Source organism: Variovorax sp. Varisp53 (genome assembly GCF_059491555.1).
Genome location: NZ_CP168512.1, coordinates 4003185 through 4021852 on the forward strand (window position 1 = coordinate 4003185; position 18668 = coordinate 4021852).

Annotated in this window: 19 protein-coding genes; 8 read left to right on the forward strand and 11 right to left on the reverse strand. The window is 64.8% G+C overall.

Features of this window, described 5'->3' with window-relative positions; translation table 11 throughout:
* Positions 1-4 precede the first annotated feature (4 nt).
* The 7 genes from dnaB to ppsA form a co-directional block, all read right to left on the reverse strand.
* Positions 5-1411, reverse strand: a complete 1407-nt coding sequence (dnaB, locus tag ACEOAB_RS18735) for a replicative DNA helicase (RefSeq protein WP_413748229.1) — start codon at positions 1409-1411, stop codon at positions 5-7.
* Positions 1412-1582: 171 nt separating this feature from the next.
* Positions 1583-2035, reverse strand: coding sequence for a 50S ribosomal protein L9 (gene rplI, locus ACEOAB_RS18740; RefSeq protein WP_007830783.1), 453 nt, complete (start codon positions 2033-2035; stop codon positions 1583-1585).
* A gap of 12 nt (positions 2036-2047) precedes the next feature.
* Positions 2048-2329 carry a 30S ribosomal protein S18 gene (gene rpsR, locus ACEOAB_RS18745; protein ID WP_007830781.1) on the reverse strand — a complete coding sequence of 94 codons (282 nt, stop codon included), beginning with the start codon at positions 2327-2329 and terminating at the stop codon, positions 2048-2050.
* A 21-nt stretch (positions 2330-2350) separates the two neighbouring features.
* Entirely contained in the window at positions 2351-2665 is a 315-nt protein-coding gene (gene priB / locus ACEOAB_RS18750) for a primosomal replication protein N (protein ID WP_056590733.1), read from the reverse strand.
* Positions 2666-2669: 4 nt separating this feature from the next.
* On the reverse strand, positions 2670-3044 hold the full coding sequence (gene rpsF / locus ACEOAB_RS18755) for a 30S ribosomal protein S6 (protein WP_007830775.1): 375 nt from the start codon (positions 3042-3044) through the stop codon (positions 2670-2672).
* Between the two features lie 114 nt (positions 3045-3158).
* Entirely contained in the window at positions 3159-3635 is a 477-nt protein-coding gene (locus ACEOAB_RS18760) for a hypothetical protein (protein ID WP_413748228.1), read from the reverse strand.
* A 163-nt stretch (positions 3636-3798) separates the two neighbouring features.
* A complete protein-coding gene (ppsA, locus tag ACEOAB_RS18765) occupies positions 3799-6192 on the reverse strand; it encodes a phosphoenolpyruvate synthase (protein WP_056590729.1) in 2394 nt (797 codons plus the stop codon).
* A 185-nt stretch (positions 6193-6377) separates the two neighbouring features.
* On the opposite strand from ppsA, the gene ppsR reads away from it, so the two are divergent.
* Positions 6378-7199, forward strand: coding sequence for a posphoenolpyruvate synthetase regulatory kinase/phosphorylase PpsR (gene ppsR, locus ACEOAB_RS18770; protein ID WP_007830768.1), 822 nt, complete (start codon positions 6378-6380; stop codon positions 7197-7199).
* Between the two features lie 60 nt (positions 7200-7259).
* Here the strand turns inward: ppsR and ahpF are convergent, their stop codons facing one another.
* Together ahpF and ahpC are read right to left on the reverse strand one after the other, a co-directional pair.
* On the reverse strand, positions 7260-8831 hold the full coding sequence (ahpF, locus tag ACEOAB_RS18775; RefSeq protein ID WP_007830766.1) for an alkyl hydroperoxide reductase subunit F: 1572 nt from the start codon (positions 8829-8831) through the stop codon (positions 7260-7262).
* A gap of 89 nt (positions 8832-8920) precedes the next feature.
* Positions 8921-9484: an alkyl hydroperoxide reductase subunit C gene (gene ahpC / locus ACEOAB_RS18780; protein WP_007830764.1), complete on the reverse strand. Its 564-nt coding sequence runs from the start codon at positions 9482-9484 to the stop codon at positions 8921-8923.
* Positions 9485-9747: 263 nt separating this feature from the next.
* On the opposite strand from ahpC, the gene bfr reads away from it, so the two are divergent.
* From bfr to ACEOAB_RS18815, 7 genes are all read left to right on the forward strand, one after another.
* Positions 9748-10224, forward strand: coding sequence for a bacterioferritin (gene bfr / locus ACEOAB_RS18785; RefSeq protein ID WP_007830763.1), 477 nt, complete (start codon positions 9748-9750; stop codon positions 10222-10224).
* Positions 10225-10344: 120 nt separating this feature from the next.
* Positions 10345-10989, forward strand: a complete 645-nt coding sequence (locus tag ACEOAB_RS18790) for a PepSY-associated TM helix domain-containing protein (protein ID WP_413748227.1) — start codon at positions 10345-10347, stop codon at positions 10987-10989.
* Between the two features lie 65 nt (positions 10990-11054).
* The gene (locus ACEOAB_RS18795; protein WP_371127353.1) at positions 11055-11555 is read left to right on the forward strand and encodes a DUF2271 domain-containing protein; all 501 of its coding nucleotides are present in this window, start codon (positions 11055-11057) and stop codon (positions 11553-11555) included.
* A gap of 50 nt (positions 11556-11605) precedes the next feature.
* Positions 11606-12415: a DUF4198 domain-containing protein gene (locus tag ACEOAB_RS18800; protein ID WP_413748226.1), complete on the forward strand. Its 810-nt coding sequence runs from the start codon at positions 11606-11608 to the stop codon at positions 12413-12415.
* Between the two features lie 17 nt (positions 12416-12432).
* Positions 12433-13437, forward strand: coding sequence for an FAD:protein FMN transferase (locus ACEOAB_RS18805; RefSeq protein WP_413748225.1), 1005 nt, complete (start codon positions 12433-12435; stop codon positions 13435-13437).
* On the forward strand, positions 13434-14795 hold the full coding sequence (locus tag ACEOAB_RS18810) for a sulfite reductase subunit alpha (protein WP_413748224.1): 1362 nt from the start codon (positions 13434-13436) through the stop codon (positions 14793-14795). The genes ACEOAB_RS18805 and ACEOAB_RS18810 overlap by 4 nt, the downstream gene beginning before the upstream one ends.
* A 234-nt stretch (positions 14796-15029) precedes the next feature.
* Positions 15030-17426 carry a catecholate siderophore receptor Fiu gene (locus ACEOAB_RS18815; RefSeq protein ID WP_413748223.1) on the forward strand — a complete coding sequence of 799 codons (2397 nt, stop codon included), beginning with the start codon at positions 15030-15032 and terminating at the stop codon, positions 17424-17426.
* A gap of 234 nt (positions 17427-17660) precedes the next feature.
* Here ACEOAB_RS18815 and ACEOAB_RS18820 read toward each other — a convergent pair whose 3' ends face one another.
* Both ACEOAB_RS18820 and ACEOAB_RS18825 read right to left on the reverse strand, forming a co-directional pair.
* On the reverse strand, positions 17661-17876 hold the full coding sequence (locus ACEOAB_RS18820) for a hypothetical protein (RefSeq protein ID WP_413751391.1): 216 nt from the start codon (positions 17874-17876) through the stop codon (positions 17661-17663).
* Positions 17873-18667 carry an ExeA family protein gene (locus ACEOAB_RS18825; protein WP_495653010.1) on the reverse strand — a complete coding sequence of 265 codons (795 nt, stop codon included), beginning with the start codon at positions 18665-18667 and terminating at the stop codon, positions 17873-17875. The genes ACEOAB_RS18820 and ACEOAB_RS18825 overlap by 4 nt, the downstream gene beginning before the upstream one ends.
* Between the last annotated feature and the right edge of the window lies 1 nt (position 18668).

Here is an 18668-nt window from a genome sequence, read left to right on the forward strand (position 1 = left end):
TGCGTCAGTACTGGTCGTTGTTGCTGTAGCCCACCAGGTTCTCGAACTTGGTGATCGGCTTCAGGAAGGCCAGTTTGACAGTGCCGGTCGGACCGTTGCGGTGCTTGCTGATGATCACCTCGGCCACGCCCGGCTCCTTCGACTCCTTGTTGTAGTAGTCGTCGCGGTAGATGAACATGATGATGTCCGCGTCCTGCTCGATGGCGCCGGATTCGCGCAGGTCGCTCATCATGGGGCGCTTGTCGGTGCGGCTTTCCACGCCGCGGCTGAGCTGCGACAGCGCGATCACCGGGCACTTGAGTTCCTTGGCCAGCATCTTCAGGCCGCGCGAGATTTCGCCCACGGCCGTGGCGCGGTTCTCGTCGCCCGAACTGCTGGTCGACATCAGCTGCAGGTAGTCGACCACGATCAGGCCAAGGCGCCCGTACTGGCGCGCAAGCCGGCGCGCATTGGCACGCAGTTCGCTGGTCGACAGGCCCGGCGTTTCGTCGATGTGCAGCGACACGGTGCGCAGCTTCTCGATGGCTTCGGTGAGGCGCGGCCATTCCTCGTCGCTGAGCTTGCCGGTGCGCAGGTGGCCCTGGTCGATGCGCCCGATGGAGCCGACGATACGCACCGCGAGTTGCGAGGCACCCATTTCCATCGAGAACACCGCCACCGGCAGCCCCTCCTCGAGCGCCACGTGCTCGGCGATGTTGATCGCGAGCGAGGTCTTGCCCATCGATGGACGCGCGGCCAGCACGATCATGTCGCCCGGCTGCAGACCGGAGGTCATCTTGTCGAAGTCGTGAAAGCCGGTGCGAATGCCCGTGATGTCGTTCGGGTTCTCGGCCATTTCGGTCACGCGGTCGAGCAGGTCAACCACCAGGGCATCCATGCTCTGGAAGCCCTGCTTCATCCGCGTGCCTTCTTCGCCGATGTTGAAGATCTTCTGTTCGGCTTCGTCCAGGATCTTGTCGACCGCCTTGCCCTGCGGGTTGAAGGCGTTGGTCGCAATCTCGTCGCTGGCGGTGACGAGTTTGCGCAGGATCGAGCGCTCGCGCACGATCTCGGCATAGCGGCGGATATTGCTCGCGCTGGGCACGTACTGCGCGAGCGAGTTCAGGTACACGAGCCCGCCGATCTCGTCGGCCTTGCCGAGGTTCTGCAGTTGCTCGTAGACCGTGATCACATCGGCTGGCTTGCTGGCATTGATCAGCCCTCCGATGGCGGCATAGATCAGCTTGTGCTCGTGGCGATAGAAATCACCGTCGACCAGCAGGTCGCCCATTCGGTCCCAGGCGCCGTTGTCGAGCAGCAGGCCGCCGAGCACGCTCGATTCGGCCTCGATGGAGTGAGGCGGAATGCGCAGTTGAGCGACTTGGCGATCGGCCGACGGGTCATTGTCGGCATAGGAGAAAACGGCGGACATGGACTTCCCTTGCAACCCTGCATGCTAAGCCGCGCACGCGGATGCGCGTGTGGACAAGGTTGTGAATAAACAGTGATCTTCCAGTGCAATCGACTGGATAACCCGAGCGCAGAAAAAGAAAAGCCGCCCGAAGGCGGCTTTTGCTGCAGCGCACGGAGGCGCCGTAGACGATCAGGCGGTTTCGCCGTAGACCGTCACGGTGATGTCGACCACCACGTCGGTGTGCAGCGCAACGCTCACGGTGCTGTCGCCAACGACCTTGATCGGGCCATTGGGCAGGCGCACTTGCGACTTGGCAACCTTGTAGCCTTGCTTGCCCAGTTCTTCGGCGATGTCGCCGTTGGTGACCGAGCCGAACAGACGGCCGTCGACGCCAGCCTTTTGCGTCAGCTTGACAGTCGTGCCGCCGAGCTTTTCGCCTTGGGCTTGCGATTCGGCCAGCTTGGCAGCCGCAGCCTTTTCGAGTTCGACGCGCTTGGCTTCGAATTCGGCCTTGTTGGCGGCGGTGGCGCGGCGGGCGCGGCCCGTCGGGATCAGGAAGTTGCGTGCGTAGCCGTCCTTGACCTTGACGATATCGCCCAGGCCGCCGACGTTCAGAACCTTGTCCAGAAGAATGATTTGCATGGTCTCGGCTCCTTAGACGCGGTGCTGGTCGCTGTACGGCACCATGGCCAGGAAGCGCGCGCGCTTGATGGCGGTGTTCAGCTGGCGTTGGTAGATCGCGCGCGTGCCGGTCAGGCGTGCGGGGATGATCTTGCCATTTTCGCTGATGAAATCACGCAGCGTGTCGATGTCCTTGTAGTCGATTTCTTCGACGCCAGCGACGGTGAAGCGGCAGAAGCGCTTGCGCTTGAACAGCAGCGACTGGGTGTTGCGCTTCGGGCGCTTGTCTTTGTTGAATTTCTTGAACGTGGCCATTTGGGGACCTCTTGTCGAAAATTAATCTTGCTGAAAATCCTGGATGTGCAGGACCGGATGCTTGCCGTTGCCCGGTGTCGCCAGGAAGCCCTGAAAACGCCAGAGACTTCCCATCGACTGTCTTGCGAGCCGTTCGGCGATGGCGCCGAAGGCAACGGCCTTGAGGGCCGTCTTCACCTGCCTGGGTTTGCCTGCCTCCTGGAGCGTCGATTCGTGTTCGAGCTTCAGGTCGATGGCGGGCAAGCCGGCTGGCGTGTATCGCAGGGCTCCGAGTTCGGCAACGGAGGCGGTCAGCAGAAGCTGGTTGACCCCGGTTGCCGCAGCGGCAGCAGTCACGCCATCAGTTGTTGTTGGCGGCGTATTCGGCCTGCTGGGCCTTGCGGGCTTCTTCGCGCTCGACCGTCTTCATCATCGACGAAGGACCGGTTTCGGCCTTCTTCTTCTGGACGGTGAGGTGACGCAGCACGGCATCGTTGAACTTGAACGCGTGTTCCAGTTCGCCCATCACGGCTTGTTCAGCTTCGATGTTGACGCACAGGTAGTGAGCCTTGTTGAGCTTGTTGATCTGATAGGCCAGCTGACGGCGGCCCCAGTCTTCAACGCGGTGGACTTTGCCGCCGCCGGCCGTGATCAGGCCCTTGTAGCGCTCCAGCATGGCCGGAACTTGTTCGCTCTGATCCGGGTGGATCAGCAAAATGATTTCGTAGTGACGCATGGCACTCCTTGTGGATTCTTCCGAAGAAGAGGAAAAGCCACCTGCAGCGTCGGGCGCAGTGTGGCAAGGCAAAGCCGGCGATTATAGCCCTGTATCGGCCATCCCGGCAAGTACTCAGTCGTTGAGGGCCTTGTCGAGCGCCGCGGCTTTCTCTGGCCCGACGGCGGCGCGGATCTTCGGCGCCAGCGCAACGAGGTCCTCGTAGCTGGTGGTGCCCTCGACCTGCAGGTTGAGCCGGAAACCCATCAGCCCCAGGCTGCCGGTGAGTTGCGTGGCGATCGGATAGGCGTCCTTGTACCGCTGCTGCTTGCTGCGCCCGGAGCCGGCGGCATCCACAGCCGGCTTCGGAACTTCGGGGGCCACGGCCTCCCCGGCCGGCGCCGCCGCAGGCTTGCCGCCCACCGGCGCCAGCACGCCCAGTTCCACCATCTGATTGATGTCCTCCGCGGTGATGCCCATGCCGGCGGCGATCACGTCATCGACCGAGCGCTTGCCGTCGAACAGGATGAATGCCGATCGCTGGCGCGGCGTGAGCGGCACCGAGCGATCCTTGAGGACCTGCTGGCCGGCGTCTGTCTTTACAAGAATCATGATGGTGTCCCCCGCGAGCTGCCGGGATGCGCCCCGTTAAGCCGCAAGTCTGACATCGGAAACGCATCTTGTTTCAATGACACCAAGCTGACGCGGGAAATCCCCCTGTGGGGATTCCCGAAGTCTGTAGCGCGGCGGGCCCATGGCCCAGTGCCTTTGCGGGTCAGCGCTTGGCGAGCTGCTGCCAGGTGTCGATCACACTGTCGGGATTCAGCGAGATCGATTCGATCCCCTGCTCCGCCAGCCACAGTGCGAAGTCCGGATGGTCGCTGGGGCCCTGGCCGCAGATACCGACGTACTTGCCCTGGTCCTTGCAGGCCTTGATGGCGCGGCTCAGCATCGCCTTGACGGCCGGGTCGCGCTCGTCGAAGTCGGCGGCCAACAGTTCGAGGCCCGAGTCGCGGTCCAGGCCCAGCGTGAGCTGGGTGAGGTCGTTCGAGCCGATCGAGAAGCCGTCGAAGTACTGCAGGAACTCATCCGCCAGGATGGCATTGCTCGGCACCTCGCACATCATGATCAGCTTGAGTTCGTTCTCGCCGCGCTTCAGGCCGTGCTCGGCGAGCAGGCCGGTCACGCGCTCGGCCTGGCCCAGCGTGCGCACGAAGGGCACCATGATCTGAACGTTGGTCAGGCCCATGTCGTTGCGCACTCGCTTGAGCGCTTCGCATTCCATCGCGAAGGCTTCGCCGAAATCAGCGCTCAGGTAGCGCGCGGCGCCGCGGAAGCCCAGCATCGGGTTCTCTTCTTCCGGCTCGTAGCGGCTGCCGCCGATCAGCTTGCGGTACTCGTTCGACTTGAAGTCCGACAGGCGCACGATGACCTTCTTGGGCCAGAAGGCCGCCGCGATGGTCGCGATGCCTTCGGCGACCTTGTCGACATAGAAGGCACGCGGCGAGGCGTGGCCACGGGCCACCGACTCGACGGCCTTCTTCAGGTCGTTGTCGACGTTCGGGTAGTCGAGGATCGCCTTCGGGTGCACACCGATGTTGTTGTTGATGATGAATTCGAGCCGCGCCAGGCCCACGCCGTGGTTCGGCAGTTGCGCGAAGTCGAAGGCGAGCTGGGGGTTGCCCACGTTCATCATCAGCTGGATGTCGATCTCGGGCATCACGCCGCGCTGCACTTCCGTCACTTCGGTCTCGAGCAGGCCGTCGTAGATGAAGCCGGTGTCGCCCTCGGCGCAGCTCACGGTGACCAGCGTGCCGTCCTTCAGCAGGTCGGTTGCGTCACCGCAGCCGACCACGGCCGGAATGCCCAGTTCGCGCGCGATGATGGCCGCATGGCAGGTGCGCCCGCCGCGATTGGTGACGATGGCGGCGGCGCGCTTCATGACCGGTTCCCAGTTGGGGTCGGTCATGTCGGTGACGAGCACGTCACCGGCCTGCACCTTGTCCATCTCGCTGATGTTGTGCACCAGGCGCACAGGGCCGGTGCCGATCTTCTGGCCGATGGCACGGCCTTCGGCGAGCACGGCGCCCTTGCCCAGCAGCTTGTAGCGCTGCTCGGCCTTGCCCTGTTGCTGGCTCTTCACCGTCTCGGGGCGCGCCTGCAGGATGTAGAGCTGGCCGTCGGTGCCGTCCTTGCCCCACTCGATGTCCATCGGACGGCCATAGTGTTCTTCGATGACCAGTGCGTACCTGGCGAGTTGTTCGACGTCAGCGTCGCTCAGCGAATAGCGGTTGCGCTGCTCGGCCTTGACGTCGGTGGTCTTCACCAGCTTTCCGCTCGCCTTTTTCTCTTCGGGCGTGGCGAACTCCATCTGGATCAGCTTGGAGCCGAGGTTGCGGCGGATCACGGCCTTCTTGCCGGCCTTGAGGGTCGGCTTGTGGACGTAGAACTCATCGGGATTCACGGCGCCTTGCACCACCGTTTCGCCGAGGCCGTAGCTGGAGGTGATGAACACCACGTCTTCGAAGCCCGACTCGGTGTCGATGGTGAACATCACGCCGGCAGCGCCGAGGTCGGAACGCACCATGCGCTGCACGCCGGCCGACAGCGCGACCACGTCGTGCTCGAAGCCCTTGTGCACGCGGTAGCTGATGGCACGATCGTTGTAGAGGGAGGCGAACACCTCCTTCATCTTGTGCAGCACGTCGTCGATGCCGACCACGTTCAGGAAGGTTTCCTGCTGGCCGGCGAAAGAGGCGTCGGGCAAGTCTTCGGCGGTGGCCGAGGAACGCACGGCGAACGAGGCGGCGGGGTTACCGGCGCTCAGCGTGGCGAAGGCCTCGCCGATGGCTTTCTGCAGGTCGGCCGGGAAAGGCTGGGCCTCGACCATGGCGCGAATCTCCGCGCCGGCGGCGGCCAGCGCGCGCACGTCTTCGGTGTCGAGCGCGGCGAGGCGCTTGCTGATCTTGTCGGCCAGGCCGTCGTGGGCCAGGAACTGGCGGAATGCGTGGGCCGTGGTCGCGAAACCGGTCGGCACCCGCACGCCCTGCGGCAGCTGCGAGATCATTTCGCCGAGGCTGGCGTTCTTGCCGCCAACCGCCTCGACGTCGGTCATTCTCAGGTTTTCAAACGGTACGACCAGGGCGGTCGCGTCGAAAAGTGCAGACATGGGAAAGCTCCAGAAGTTGAAACCGGTGCCGCATGCAGACGGCGCGGCACGATCGTTGTCGTTGCTTTGGGTGCGGGCGCGGTGTGCATGGAAAGAATTGGGGGTTGGGAAAGCGGATTCCCGATAATGGCCCGGATTGTAGGCGTGGCAAGGTCGCGCGCGCCGCAGGACAAGACCGCAAGACCATGCATACACGCACTGTTTTCTTCATTTCCGACGGCACCGGCATCACCGCCGAGACCTTCGGCAACGCCGTTCTGGCCCAGTTCGAGATGAAACCGCGCCATGTCCGGCTGCCTTTCACCGACACGGTCGACAAGGCACACCAGGCGGTGCGGCAGATCAATCACACCGCCGAAATCGAGGGCGTTCGCCCCATCGTCTTCACCACGCTGGCCAACATGGACGTGCTGGAAGTGATCGAAACCGGCTGCAAGGGCATGCTGCTCGACATGTTCGGCACCTTCGTGCGGCCCCTGGAAATCGAGCTGGCCGTGAAGTCGAACCACCGCATCGGCCGCTTCAGCGACGTCAGCAAGAGCAAGGAATACAACGCCCGCATCGCGGCCATTGACTTCAGCCTGGCGCACGACGATGGCCAGAGCAACCGCGACCTGCAGGGCGCCGACGTGATCCTGGTTGGCGTGAGCCGCAGCGGCAAGACGCCCACCTCGCTCTACCTGGCAATGCAGCACGGCCTCAAGGCCGCCAACTACCCGCTGATTCCGGAGGATTTCGACCGCCGCCAGCTGCCGCCGGCCCTGATGCCGCACCGCAAGAAGATCTTCGGCCTGACGATCCAGCCCGAGCGCCTGAGCGAGATCCGCAACGAGCGGCGCCCCGATTCGCGCTATGCCAGCCTCGAGAACTGCCGCCACGAGGTGAGCGAGGCCGAGGCGATGATGCGACGCGCCGGCATCCGCTGGCTCTCGACCACCACCAAGTCGATCGAGGAGATCGCGACGACGATCCTGCAGGAACTGCGGCCGGAGCGGCTGAACTACTGAGGCTTCAAAGAAAAAGAGGCCATCGACTTGCGATGACCCCTTCTTGCATCGGGCAGCCGGTCAGGCGGCCGCCGGCGCGGCGGGCGCCGAAGTGCGGATCAGGTGGTCGAACGCGCCGAGCGCCGCCTTCGCGCCGTCGCCGGCCGCGATGATGATCTGCTTGAACGGCACGGTCGTCACATCGCCTGCCGCGAACACGCCGGGCACCGAGGTCTGGCCGCGCGCGTCGACTAGGATCTCGCCGTGCTTCGACAGCTCGACCGTGCCCTTGAGCCAGTCGGTGTTGGGCACGAGGCCGATCTGGATGAACACGCCTTCAAGCTCGACCTTCTTCAGCTCGCCCGTCGCACGGTCCTTGTAGACCAGGCCGTTGACCTTCTGATCGCCGGTGATCTCGGTGGTCTGTGCGTTGGTGAAGATGTCGACGTTCTTCAGGCTCTGGAGCTTGCGCTGCAGCACGGCGTCGGCGCGCAGGGCCGTGTCGAACTCGATCAGCGTGACGTGGCCCACGATGCCGGCCAGGTCGATCGCCGCTTCGACGCCCGAGTTGCCGCCGCCGATCACCGCGACGCGCTTGCCCTTGAACAGCGGGCCGTCGCAGTGCGGGCAGTAGGCCACGCCCTTGTTCTTGAACTCGTGCTCGCCAGGCACGTTGATGTTGCGCCAGCGCGCGCCGGTCGAGATGATGACCGACTTGCTCTTGAGCGAGGCGCCGCTTTCGAGCTGCACTTCGATCAGGCCATTGCCGGGCACCAGCGCCTTGGCACGCTGCAGATTCATGATGTCGACGTCGTAGTCGCGCACATGTTCTTCAAGCGCATGCGCGAACTTCGGCCCTTCGGTTTCCTTGATCGAGATGAAGTTCTCGATGCCCAGCGTGTCGAGCACCTGGCCGCCGAAGCGCTCCGAGGCGACGCCGGTGCGGATGCCCTTGCGTGCCGCGTAGACGGCCGCAGCGGCGCCGGCAGGGCCGCCGCCGACGATCAGCACGTCGAACGGATCCTTGGCGGCGATCTTCTTCGCTTCGCGCTCGACGCCGCTGGTGTCGATCTTGGCGAGGATTTCCTCCAGGCTCATGCGGCCCTGGCCGAACTCGGTGCCGTTCAGGAACACGGTCGGCACGGCCATCACTTGCCGTTCCTTCACTTCGTCCTGGAAAGTGCCGCCTTCGATCATCGTGGTGCGGATGCGTGGGTTCTGCACTGCCATCAGGTTCAGCGCCTGGACCACGTCGGGGCAGTTGTGGCAGGTGAGCGAGACGTAGATCTCGAACTCGAAATCGCCGTCGAGCGCCTTGATCTGGTCGAGCACGGCTTGCTCGACCTTCGGGGGATAGCCGCCGATCTGCAGCAAGGCAAGGATCAGCGACGTGAATTCATGGCCCATCGGCAGGCCGGCAAAACGCGGGCCGTGGTTTTCGCTCGGGCGGTTGACCGAGAACGAGGGCTTGCGGTGGTTGTCGTCGCGGCTTTCGGTCAGCTTGACCAGCGGCGAGGCTTCGGCGACATCCTTCAGCAGCGACAGCATCTCGCCCGAGGCCTTGCCGTCGTCGAGCGAGGCGACGATCTCGATCGGCTGCGTGGCGCGTTCGAGGTAACTCTTCAATTGGGCTTTGGTGCTGGCGTCGAGCATGAGGGACTCTCTTTCGATAACTGGAAACTATCAACTGGGGACGAAAAAGCCCGGGGCCTCGTGAGCGCCCGGGCTTTCGCGCGGGGCGCTTAGATCTTGCCGACGAGGTCGAACGACGGTGCGATGGTCTTGTCGCCTTCATTCCACTTGGCAGGGCAGACTTCGTTCGGGTGGGCGGCGGTGTAGACCGCTGCCTTGAGCTTGCGAAGGGTTTCCTTGACGTCGCGGGCGATTTCGTTGGAGTGCACTTCGGCGGTCTTGATGATGCCTTCGGGGTTGATCACGAAGGTGCCGCGCAGTGCCAGGCCTTCTTCGGGGATGTGCACGCCGAAAGCGTTGGTCAGCGTGTGGGTCGGGTCGCCCACCAGCGGGAACTTCGCCTTGCCAACGGCCGGCGAGGTGTCGTGCCAGACCTTGTGCGAGAAGTGCGTGTCGGTGGTCACGATGTAGACCTCGGCACCCAGCTTCTGGAACTCGGGGTAGTTGTCGGCCGCGTCTTCGACTTCGGTCGGGCAGTTGAAGGTGAAGGCCGCCGGCATGAAGATCAGCACGGACCATTTGCCCTTGAGCGTCTCGTCGGACACATCGATGAACTTGCCGTTGAGGTAGGCCTGGGTCTTGAAGGGTTGGACTTGGGTGTTGATCAGGGACATGGTGATTCCTTGGATGCTGCGGGTGGACAAAAATAAGTGCGAGCCATGAGTATAACTACCAAATATGACACTCTCATAGCATTGAGCTATCAATAACATCGGTGCGGCCTATGAAAAACAAAGGCGTCCTCGCCTTCGCTTCCCGCCCGAATACGAACGCCTATCACCCTCGTACGCATGCAGACCGACTGCGCAGGGGAATGCTTGCGCGGGCCCTGCGAGGACCCGGACAATCGCCTCTTTCAGAACAAGGAAAAACGATCATGAAGGGCGACCCCAAGGTCATCGAACATCTGCAGGCGCAGCTCAAGAACGAGCTGACCGCAATCAACCAGTACTTCCTCCACTACCGGATGCTCAAGCACTGGGGCCTGGACAAGCTGGCGAAGAAGGAATACGAGGAATCGATCGGCGAAATGAAACACGCCGACAAGCTGATGGACCGCATCTTCATGCTCGACGGCCTGCCGAACCTGCAGGACCTGGGCAAGCTGAACATCGGCGAAGACGTGCCCGAACTGCTGCGCTGCGACCTCGGCGCCGAAACCGGCGCGCAAGCGACCATCAAGGACGGCATCGCGCATTGCGAATCGGTGCGCGACTATGTCTCGCGCGATCTGCTCCAGGAGATCCTGGACGACACGGAAGAGCACATCGACTTCCTCGAAACCCAGATCGACCTGATCGACAAGGTCGGGGTGCAGAACTACCTGCAGTCGCAGATGGGCGAGCTCGAGTAAGCGAAGCCTTCGCAGCTGTCGATCAACGGGACTTCGGTCCCGTTTTTTATTGCTTTACGTAACTTAACCCGTCACGAATAACAGTCATTCTCATTCGCACGGATAAAATCCGCGCCTTCGATGACTGCCCCCCGCCCCGACAACCGCCGCCGTGCCTACTGGCTCAAGACCCTGCACGAATGGCATTGGGTGAGCTCGGCGATCTGCCTGATCGGCATGATCCTGTTCAGCGTCACGGGCTTCACGCTCAATCACGCGGGGCAGATCGAGGCCCGGCCGGCCGTCACGAAGCTGAGCGGTTCGGTCGATGAAGCCCTGCGCGCGCAACTCGAAAAGCAGTTGCCGGCCGCCAAGGCCCTCAAGGGCAAGGCGCCCTTGCCCGCCGAACTGCAGGCCTGGGTGCGGAAGCAATGGGACGTCGGCACCGCAGGCCGCGAGGCCGAGTGGTCGGACGACGAAATCTACCTCTCGCTCCCCCGCCCTGGCGGCGACGCCTGGCTGCGCCTGAGCCTGGCCGACGGCGAGATCGAATACGAGCGCACCGACCGCGGCTGGCTCTCCTATTTCAACGACCTCCACAAGGGCCGCAACACCGGCGCCGCGTGGAGCTGGTTCATCGACATCTTCGCGGGCGCCGCACTGGTCTTCTCGATCACCGGCCTGTTCATTCTCAAGATGCACGCGGGCAACCGGCCTTTCACGTGGCCGATGGTGGGCATGGGGCTCGTCGTGCCGGTGCTGCTCGCGCTGCTGTTCATTCACTGATTCATTCATCGATCCAGGAAAAGAGGTTTCCCGTGCACGTTCGCTATTCACTCGCGCCGCTGGCCATGTCGGCGCTGTTCGCGGCCCCGGCCTTCGCGTCGGGGCTGGCCGTCAACATCGAGATCCCGCGGCTGAACGTGTCCGAGTACCACCGCCCCTACGTGGCGACCTGGATCGAGCGCGCCGACAACACCGTTGCCGGTACGCTGGCCGTCTGGTACGACGTGCGCACCAAGACCAACAACCCCGAGGGCGAAGGCACGAAGTGGTTGAAGGACATGCGCCAGTGGTGGCGCCGCGGTGGCCGCGAACTCGCGGTGCCGGTCGATGGCGTGACGGGCGCGACCAAGCCGGCCGGCAAGCACCAGCTGAGCTTCACCGAAGGCACGGCGCCCATGCCCAAGCTCGCGCCGGGCGCCTACAAGCTCGTGGTGGAAGCCGCACGCGAAGTCGGCGGACGCGAGGTCGTGAGCATTCCCTTCCAGTGGCCCCCGACGGCAGCGGCGCAGCCGACCGCCACGGGCAAGGAAGAGCTCGGCGAGATCAAGCTCGAACTCAAGCCCTGACCGCCCCCCCCTTTTACCGCCTTACCGCCAGCCCCCATCAAGGAACTGCCATGACCCGCTTCACACTGCGCGCCGCCTCCCTCGCCATTGCCCTGTCGGCTGTCGCCTCGCTCGCCCAGGCGCACAACGCCTGGCTGCTGCCCTCGTCCACCGTGTTCTCCAAGGCCGACACCGTGACCGTCGATGCCGCGGTATCGAACGACCTGTTCGTCGCGAACCACGCGCCGCTGCGGCTCGACGGCCTGCAGATCACCGCGCCCGACGGCAGCACCGTCAAGCCCGAGACCGAAGCCAAGCTCAAGCTGCGCAACGTGTTCGACGTGAACGTGGCACAACCGGGCACCTACCGCATCGCGGTGACCAACGCCGGCGCCTTCGCAAGCTGGAAGGACAAGGCCACGGGCCAGGCCAAGCGCGCGCGCGGCACGGCCGAAACCATCGGCAAGGAGATCCCGGTCGATGCACAGGAGGTGACGATCACCCAATCGTCCGGCCGCATCGAGACCTTCGTGACCGTCGGCAAGCCTTCGGCGCTCAAGCCCGTCGGCCAGGGGCTGGAACTGATCTCCACCGGCAGCCCGACCGACCTGGTCAAGGGCGAGAAGGCCACCTTTACGCTGAACCTCGACGGCCAGCCCGCCAAGGGCCTCGAAGTGACCGTGACCGCAGGCAATACCCAGTACCGCGACAAGCTCGAGGAAATCAAGCTCAAGACCGACGACAAGGGCCAGTTCAGCGTGACCTGGCCCGCCGCCGGGATGTACTGGCTCGACGCCAGCACCAAGGACACCAAGACCACGGTGCCGCAAGCCAAGGAACGCCGCCTGAGCTACGCGGCAACCCTTGAAGTGATGCCCTGACGCGGCAGCCAACCACCGTGGGCCTTTCGTTCAGCACCTGGCGCGCTGGCGGCTACGCCAACGCGGCCGTCCCACGCGCCGCCGATCCCGCCACGCTCCAGCAGTCGGGCGGGCAGACCATGGGCACCACCTGGTCGCTGCGCTTCGACAATCCGCGGATGCTGCCGTTGGCGGAGGTTCGCGCGGCGGTCGAGTCGGCGCTTGGCCGCGTGGTCACGCAGATGAGCAACTGGGAGCCGGACTCCGACATCAGTAGGTTCAACCGGGCGCCAGCCGGGTCACGCCACGTGCTGCCCGCGGAGTTCGCCGAAGTGATGCGCTGTGCGGACCGATGGGCAACGGCCAGCGGTGGCGCGATCGATCCGACGATCGGTCCGCTGGTCGCCTGCTGGGGCTTCGGCCCTGAAGCACACGAAGGCGGCCTGCCTTCTGCGCAGGTCCTGGCCGATGCGCGTGCGTGCGTCGGCTGGCCACGGCTGGCGTTCGATGCGGCCGATGGCTCGCTGCTGCAGCCGGGTGGCGTTGCGCTCGATCTTTCGGGTATCGCCAAGGGCTTCGCGGTCGACTGTGGCGTCGAAGCCTTGCGCGCGCTCGGCCTTACGGACCTTCTCCTTGAAGTCGGCGGTGAACTGCGAGGCATCGGGCGACGCCCCGGTGGCCAGCCTTGGCAGGTGCTCGTCGACGGCGACCCGGCAGTGGCGCAGCGCGTGGCGCTTGCCGACATGGCGATCGCCACTTCGGGCGATCGGTGGCACCGCCGCACGCATCAGGGGCGCAACTGGTCGCACACCATCGATCCACGCACCGGTGAGCCGGCCGCCCATGCATTGGCCAGCGTCACCGTGCTGCACACCGAATGCATGCAGGCCGACGCGCTGGCCACCGTGCTGACGGTACTGGGGCCGGACGAAGGATTCGACTTCGCGCAGCGGCACGACATTGCCGCACTGCTCGTGAGCCATGGCGACGCATCGCCTGCGGTGCGGGCTACGCGCGCGTGGCCCGCACCGGCCGGGGCATGAACGACATTGGCTGGCGCGCACTTGGCGCGGGTTCCACCGTGGCTGCGTATGCGGCGCTCTGCGCATCGGTCTACCTGCGCGAGCGCAGGCGGCAAGCGGCCGCCGTGCGCAATGCGGCAGCGCTTTCGGAAGGCAGCGACGAGCCCCCCGTCCTTGTACTGTTCGCGAGCCAGACCGGCCAGGCCGAAAACATCGCCTGGCAGACCGCACGGCAATTGAGCGCGGCAGGCACGCCGGCACGCGTGATGGAACTCAACGCGCTCGATGCCCCGACGCTGACCGCCGCGCGGCGCGCGCTTTTCATCGCCAGCACCTACGGCGAAGGCGATGCGCCCGATGGGGCCAGCGTGTTCGCCGAGCGCGTCATGCATTCACCGCCCGCGCTGTCCTCGCTGCGCTACGCCGTACTGGCCCTTGGCGACCGTCAATACGCCAACTTCTGCGGCTTCGGTCGCGCGCTCGACGAGTGGCTTCTTGCGACGGGCGCCACGCGCGAGTTCGATCGCATCGAGGTCGACAACAGCGAGCCCGCCGCGCTGGCTGCGTGGCACGCGCAATGGGGCGAAGCGCCGACGGTCAGCATCGAAGGGGCGGCAACCAGCTTCACGCAGTGGCGGCTGATTGCGCGCGAGCGGCTCAATCCGGGCAGCGTCGGCGCACCGGTGTTCCATCTCGGACTGGTTCCGCAGATGGGTGCGATGCCCCATTGGATGTCGGGCGACCTGGCGCAGGTGGCCACGGCGAGCGATCCAGCGCGCCCGCGCGACTACTCGATCGCATCCGTACACGCCGATGGCGAATTGCAGTTGCTCGTCCGGCAGGAGCAGCATCCCGACGGCACGCTGGGAGCAGCATCGGGGCTGCTCACCTCCACCCTCAGCGTTGGCGACACCGTCGCCCTGCGTTTGCGTCCCCATCGAGGTTTCCGCCTGGACGGCAACGAGACGCGACCCCTGATCCTCATCGGCAACGGCACCGGGCTGGCTGGACTGCGCTCCCACCTGCGAGCCCGTGCCGCCGCGGGCAGGCACGACAACTGGCTGGTGTTCGGCGAACGCCAAGCCGCGCACGATTTCCTGTACCGCGAAGAAATCGAAGCCTGGCAGGCCGGCGGCGTGCTGCAGCGGCTCGACATGGTGTTCTCACGCGATCAGGCAGAGCGCTTCTACGTCCAGCACCGGTTGCTGCAGTCGGCCGACACCCTGCTGCAGTGGCTGCACGACGGCGCGGCTGTCTATGTCTGCGGAAGCCTGCAGGGCATGGCGTCCGGTGTCGACGCCGCACTGCGGCAGGTCGCTGGCGAGACGCTGATGAGCGAACTGGCGGCAAGCGGACGCTATCGCCGCGATGTCTACTGAGCCCTCGCTGCCGCACGCACCAGTTGCGTGGCAGCAACAAACCGAGACAACTTTTGAATTAATACGGCTTCGGCTGCGAACTTACGTATTGAGAAGCAATATCATTTGAGGCGATTTACAAGCACTTTGCAAATCGACTCACCCAGCCAGTCTGCCCCGCTTCTCCCGGAGAACGCAGGCCGCCAAGACATCGCCAGTCGAGTCCTGACGCCTGTCCTTTCCGGAGAAAACTTCATGGCCTACATCAAGAGCCGCAAACACACCGTTGTGCGCGCCGTTCCACACCTTTCGAGCGCTGCCGCCGCCACACTGATCGCCATCGCAGCCCCGGCGGCCCTCGCCCAGTCGAGTAGTGCACTGCCTGAAGTCCGGGTGCAGGACAGCACCGCCGCCGACTACAAGGCCGACAACTCGTCGAATCCCAAGTTCACGGCCCCGCTGGTGAACACGCCCCAGACCATCCAGGTCATCAAGGAACAGATCATTCGCGAACAGGGTGCAACCACGCTGACCGAGGCGCTACGCAACACGCCCGGCGTGGGCACCTTCTTCCTCGGGGAGAACGGCAACACCAACACTGGAGACGCCGTCTTCATGCGCGGCTTCGACAGCTCGAGCGCGATCTTCGTGGACGGCATCCGCGACCTGGGCTCCGTGTCGCGGGACGTGTTCAACATCGAACAGCTGGAGGTCGTGAAGGGCCCGTCGGGCACCGACGTGGGCCGCACCTCGCCTACCGGCTACATCAATCTCGTCACGAAGAAGCCCAAGCTCGAAGACAGCTTCCTGGGTTCGATGAGTTTCGGCAGCGCAGACTTCAAGCGCGGCAGCGTCGACTGGAACAAGTCGCTGAGCAGCGCCAACGGCATCGGCGCGGCCTTCCGCCTGAACGCAGTGACCGAAGACGGCGGCGTTGCCGGCCGCGATTTCGTCAAGAACAAGCGCACGGCGATCGCCCCGTCGCTGGCACTCGGGCTGAACAGCCCGACGCGCATCTTCCTCGACTACCTGCACGTCGAGCAGAACAACATTCCCGACGGCGGCGTGCCCACCATCGGACTGCCGGGCTACAGCACGCCGGATGCCACCGCGATCACGCGAGGCCTGGCGCGCCGCACCTACCTGAACTCCGCCGCGCGCGTGGCCTCGAGCAACTTCTACGGCACCAGCTCGGACTTCGACAACGTGAAGGCCGACATGTTCACCGCGCGCATCGAGCACGACCTGACGCCGGACATCACCCTCCGCAACACCACCCGCTACGGCAAGACCTCGCAGGACTACATGCTGACGTCGTTCACGGGCGGCGGCCTCACGGCGTCGGCAAGCGGCGTGGGCCAGCTGCCGGCCGCGAACGCGGGCTTCATCAACACGGTCATCCCGACGATTCCCGCCAGCTGGACCATCACGCGCAACCTGCCCACCAACAAGGACCAGGAAAACACGATCTTCACGAACCAGACGAGCGTGTCGGCCAAGTTCAACACGGGCAGCATCGGCCACTCGTTCAATGGCGGCCTCGAATTCGTCCGCGAGACGCAGCGCGCCAACAACTATTACGCCGCAGGCTACCCGAGCGTGGGCACCACGCTGGCCGCGGCCGGCTCGTGGCCTGCCGCCAACCTGTACAACCCGAATCCGTACGTGAGCGGCTACAACCGCATCGCCAACGGAACGGGTTCCGACGGCAGCACCGACACCATCGGCCTCTACGCCTTCGACACGCTCAAGTTCAACGAGCAGTGGCAGCTGACCGCCGGCCTGCGCTACGACCACTACTTGACCACGTACAACGCCACCGCGCTGACGCTGGCGCGCACCGGCAACGGCCCCCAGACCTCGACGATCACGCCGACCAACCTGAAGCTGTCGGACAACCTGCTGTCCGGCAAGATCGGCCTGGTCTACAAGCCGACCGAGAACAGCAGCATCTACGCGGCCTACGGCACCGCCGCGCAGCCACCGGGCGGCGCCAACTTCCAGCTGGCCGCCGGCGGCACCGGCAACAGCACCGGGCGAACCGACTTCCTGCCGCAGAAGGCGAAGACCTACGAAGTCGGCACCAAGTGGGACGTGATGAACAAGCGCGTGGCGCTGACTGCAGCGCTGTACCGCACCGACGTCAGCAACGAAGTCGTGCAGGACACGGTCTCGCAGCAGTACTTCCAGACCGGCAAGAAGCGCGTGCAGGGCGTCGAGCTGGGCCTGTCGGGCGCCCTGACCGACAACTGGGGCGTGAGCTCGGGCTTCACCACCATGAACACCCGCGTGCTGAGCGGCTCTTCGGTGCTGGCGGATGGATCGACCGCCCTCGCCTACACGCCGAAGAAGGCTTTCACGCTCTGGACCACCTACCAGTTTCCGTTCGGCCTGACCATCGGCGGCGGCGCACGCTACAACGGCAAGCTGCAGCGCGGCACCGACAGCGCGGTGGGAACGCCGGCCTACGTCGATTCATACTGGGTGGTCGATGCAATGGCGTCCTATCGCATCAACAAGAACATCGACATCCAGCTGAACCTGTACAACCTGTTCGACAAGGACTACGTGGCAGCCGTCAACAAGAGCGGCTACCGCTACACGCCGGGCACGCCGCGCTCGGCGAAGATCACCGCGAACTTCGCGTTCTGACGGTCCTGCGTGTTACGTCCCACGATAGTTTCGAGAGCCGGTCCCGCGCTAAGTGAGGCCGATCGGAGGGTGGCGTCCCGGGCTCGCATAGCCCGGACGCGGACCGCGAGGAAGGTGAGACGAAGGTGGTCAGCGGTCGACCGGTCGGGCGTGATCGCAGGCACTCGCGAGGCACCATGAGCAACGCCGCCGGCGGTCAAGCTGGCGGCGTTGATGAGCAAGTTGGCGGGGACCTCAGAACGGCGGGTCGTCGAGTTCGAGGTTCGGGTCTGGTTCGACGAGGTTGTGCCTGGAGCGGTCTTCGTAGAAGCGGCTGATCTGATCGCCGTAGCGCGCTTCGAAGAGATCGAAGAGGTATTCGAGGAAGTGGTAGATCTCGACGGCGGCATCGTCGCTGAGCCTGGGCAGCGGCACGTCGTCGAACCTCTTTGGTGTTGAGGCTTTCTTCATTGCAGCTCCGCGATGGCCAGTTGCAGGACCTCGTCCGGCAGATGGTTGAGCCCCTTGGGCACGGCCAGTCGCATGGCGGTGCACAGGATGCGCCCGGCCTGCCGGGGCAGGCCCTTGGAGGCCTGGCGCAGGATTTCCATGCCCGAGGTGGAGACGACGGTGTGCTGGCAACCGGCACTCGTCAGGGCGTGCTCGATGAGCGCGGCGAAGCGTTCGCGCTCCACCACGGGCTTGAGCTGGACGCGGGCCTGGATGCGGCTGTACAGCGCGGCATACGGCGCACGCTCGAGCATCTGCGCCAATGCCACATGCCCGACGAGCCAGACGGTGATGAGGTCGCGCGAGTCGAAGGCGAAGTTCAGGAACGCGGGGAAGTCGCGGAAGAACTCGCACGGCAGGTTCTGCGCCTCGTCGATGATCCACAACGGCGTCACCTGCTTGGTGTCGACCAGTTCGTGCACGCGCTGCTTGATGTCGCGCCAGAGCTGGGCGCGCCGGTAGCTGGGCTCGATCCCCAGGGCGCGCGCCAGGCCGCGGTAGATGTCCACGCGCCCGAAGTCGGTCTCGGCCTGGTAGAGCACCAGGTAGCGGTGCGGGTTGAGCGCGCGCGTGAGGCTGCGCAGGGCGGCAGTCTTGCCCACGCCGGGCTCGCCGGTGAGCAGGCCGATGCCCGGCGATTGCAGCAGCCAGTTGAAGCGCTGGGTGAGTTGTTCCAGGGCGCCGTCATCCCAGGGCTGGGCAACATCTTTGCCCAGCGGCGGGTGGCGCAAGCCGAAGTGCTGAAGGTACATG

Coding starts and splice junctions, on each gene's coding strand:
- dnaB (WP_413748229.1), bottom strand. CDS start 1,411: ATGTCCGCCGTTTTCTCCTATGCCGACAATGACCCGTCGGCCGATCGC.
- rplI (WP_007830783.1), bottom strand. CDS start 2,035: ATGCAAATCATTCTTCTGGACAAGGTTCTGAACGTCGGCGGCCTGGGC.
- rpsR (WP_007830781.1), bottom strand. CDS start 2,329: ATGGCCACGTTCAAGAAATTCAACAAAGACAAGCGCCCGAAGCGCAAC.
- rpsF (WP_007830775.1), bottom strand. CDS start 3,044: ATGCGTCACTACGAAATCATTTTGCTGATCCACCCGGATCAGAGCGAA.
- ACEOAB_RS18760 (WP_413748228.1), bottom strand. CDS start 3,635: ATGATTCTTGTAAAGACAGACGCCGGCCAGCAGGTCCTCAAGGATCGC.
- ppsA (WP_056590729.1), bottom strand. CDS start 6,192: ATGTCTGCACTTTTCGACGCGACCGCCCTGGTCGTACCGTTTGAAAAC.
- ppsR (WP_007830768.1), top strand. CDS start 6,378: ATGCATACACGCACTGTTTTCTTCATTTCCGACGGCACCGGCATCACC.
- ahpF (WP_007830766.1), bottom strand. CDS start 8,831: ATGCTCGACGCCAGCACCAAAGCCCAATTGAAGAGTTACCTCGAACGC.
- ahpC (WP_007830764.1), bottom strand. CDS start 9,484: ATGTCCCTGATCAACACCCAAGTCCAACCCTTCAAGACCCAGGCCTAC.
- bfr (WP_007830763.1), top strand. CDS start 9,748: ATGAAGGGCGACCCCAAGGTCATCGAACATCTGCAGGCGCAGCTCAAG.
- ACEOAB_RS18790 (WP_413748227.1), top strand. CDS start 10,345: ATGACTGCCCCCCGCCCCGACAACCGCCGCCGTGCCTACTGGCTCAAG.
- ACEOAB_RS18795 (WP_371127353.1), top strand. CDS start 11,055: ATGTCGGCGCTGTTCGCGGCCCCGGCCTTCGCGTCGGGGCTGGCCGTC.
- ACEOAB_RS18800 (WP_413748226.1), top strand. CDS start 11,606: ATGACCCGCTTCACACTGCGCGCCGCCTCCCTCGCCATTGCCCTGTCG.
- ACEOAB_RS18810 (WP_413748224.1), top strand. CDS start 13,434: ATGAACGACATTGGCTGGCGCGCACTTGGCGCGGGTTCCACCGTGGCT.
- ACEOAB_RS18815 (WP_413748223.1), top strand. CDS start 15,030: ATGGCCTACATCAAGAGCCGCAAACACACCGTTGTGCGCGCCGTTCCA.
- ACEOAB_RS18820 (WP_413751391.1), bottom strand. CDS start 17,876: ATGAAGAAAGCCTCAACACCAAAGAGGTTCGACGACGTGCCGCTGCCC.
- ACEOAB_RS18825 (WP_495653010.1), bottom strand. CDS start 18,667: ATGTACCTTCAGCACTTCGGCTTGCGCCACCCGCCGCTGGGCAAAGAT.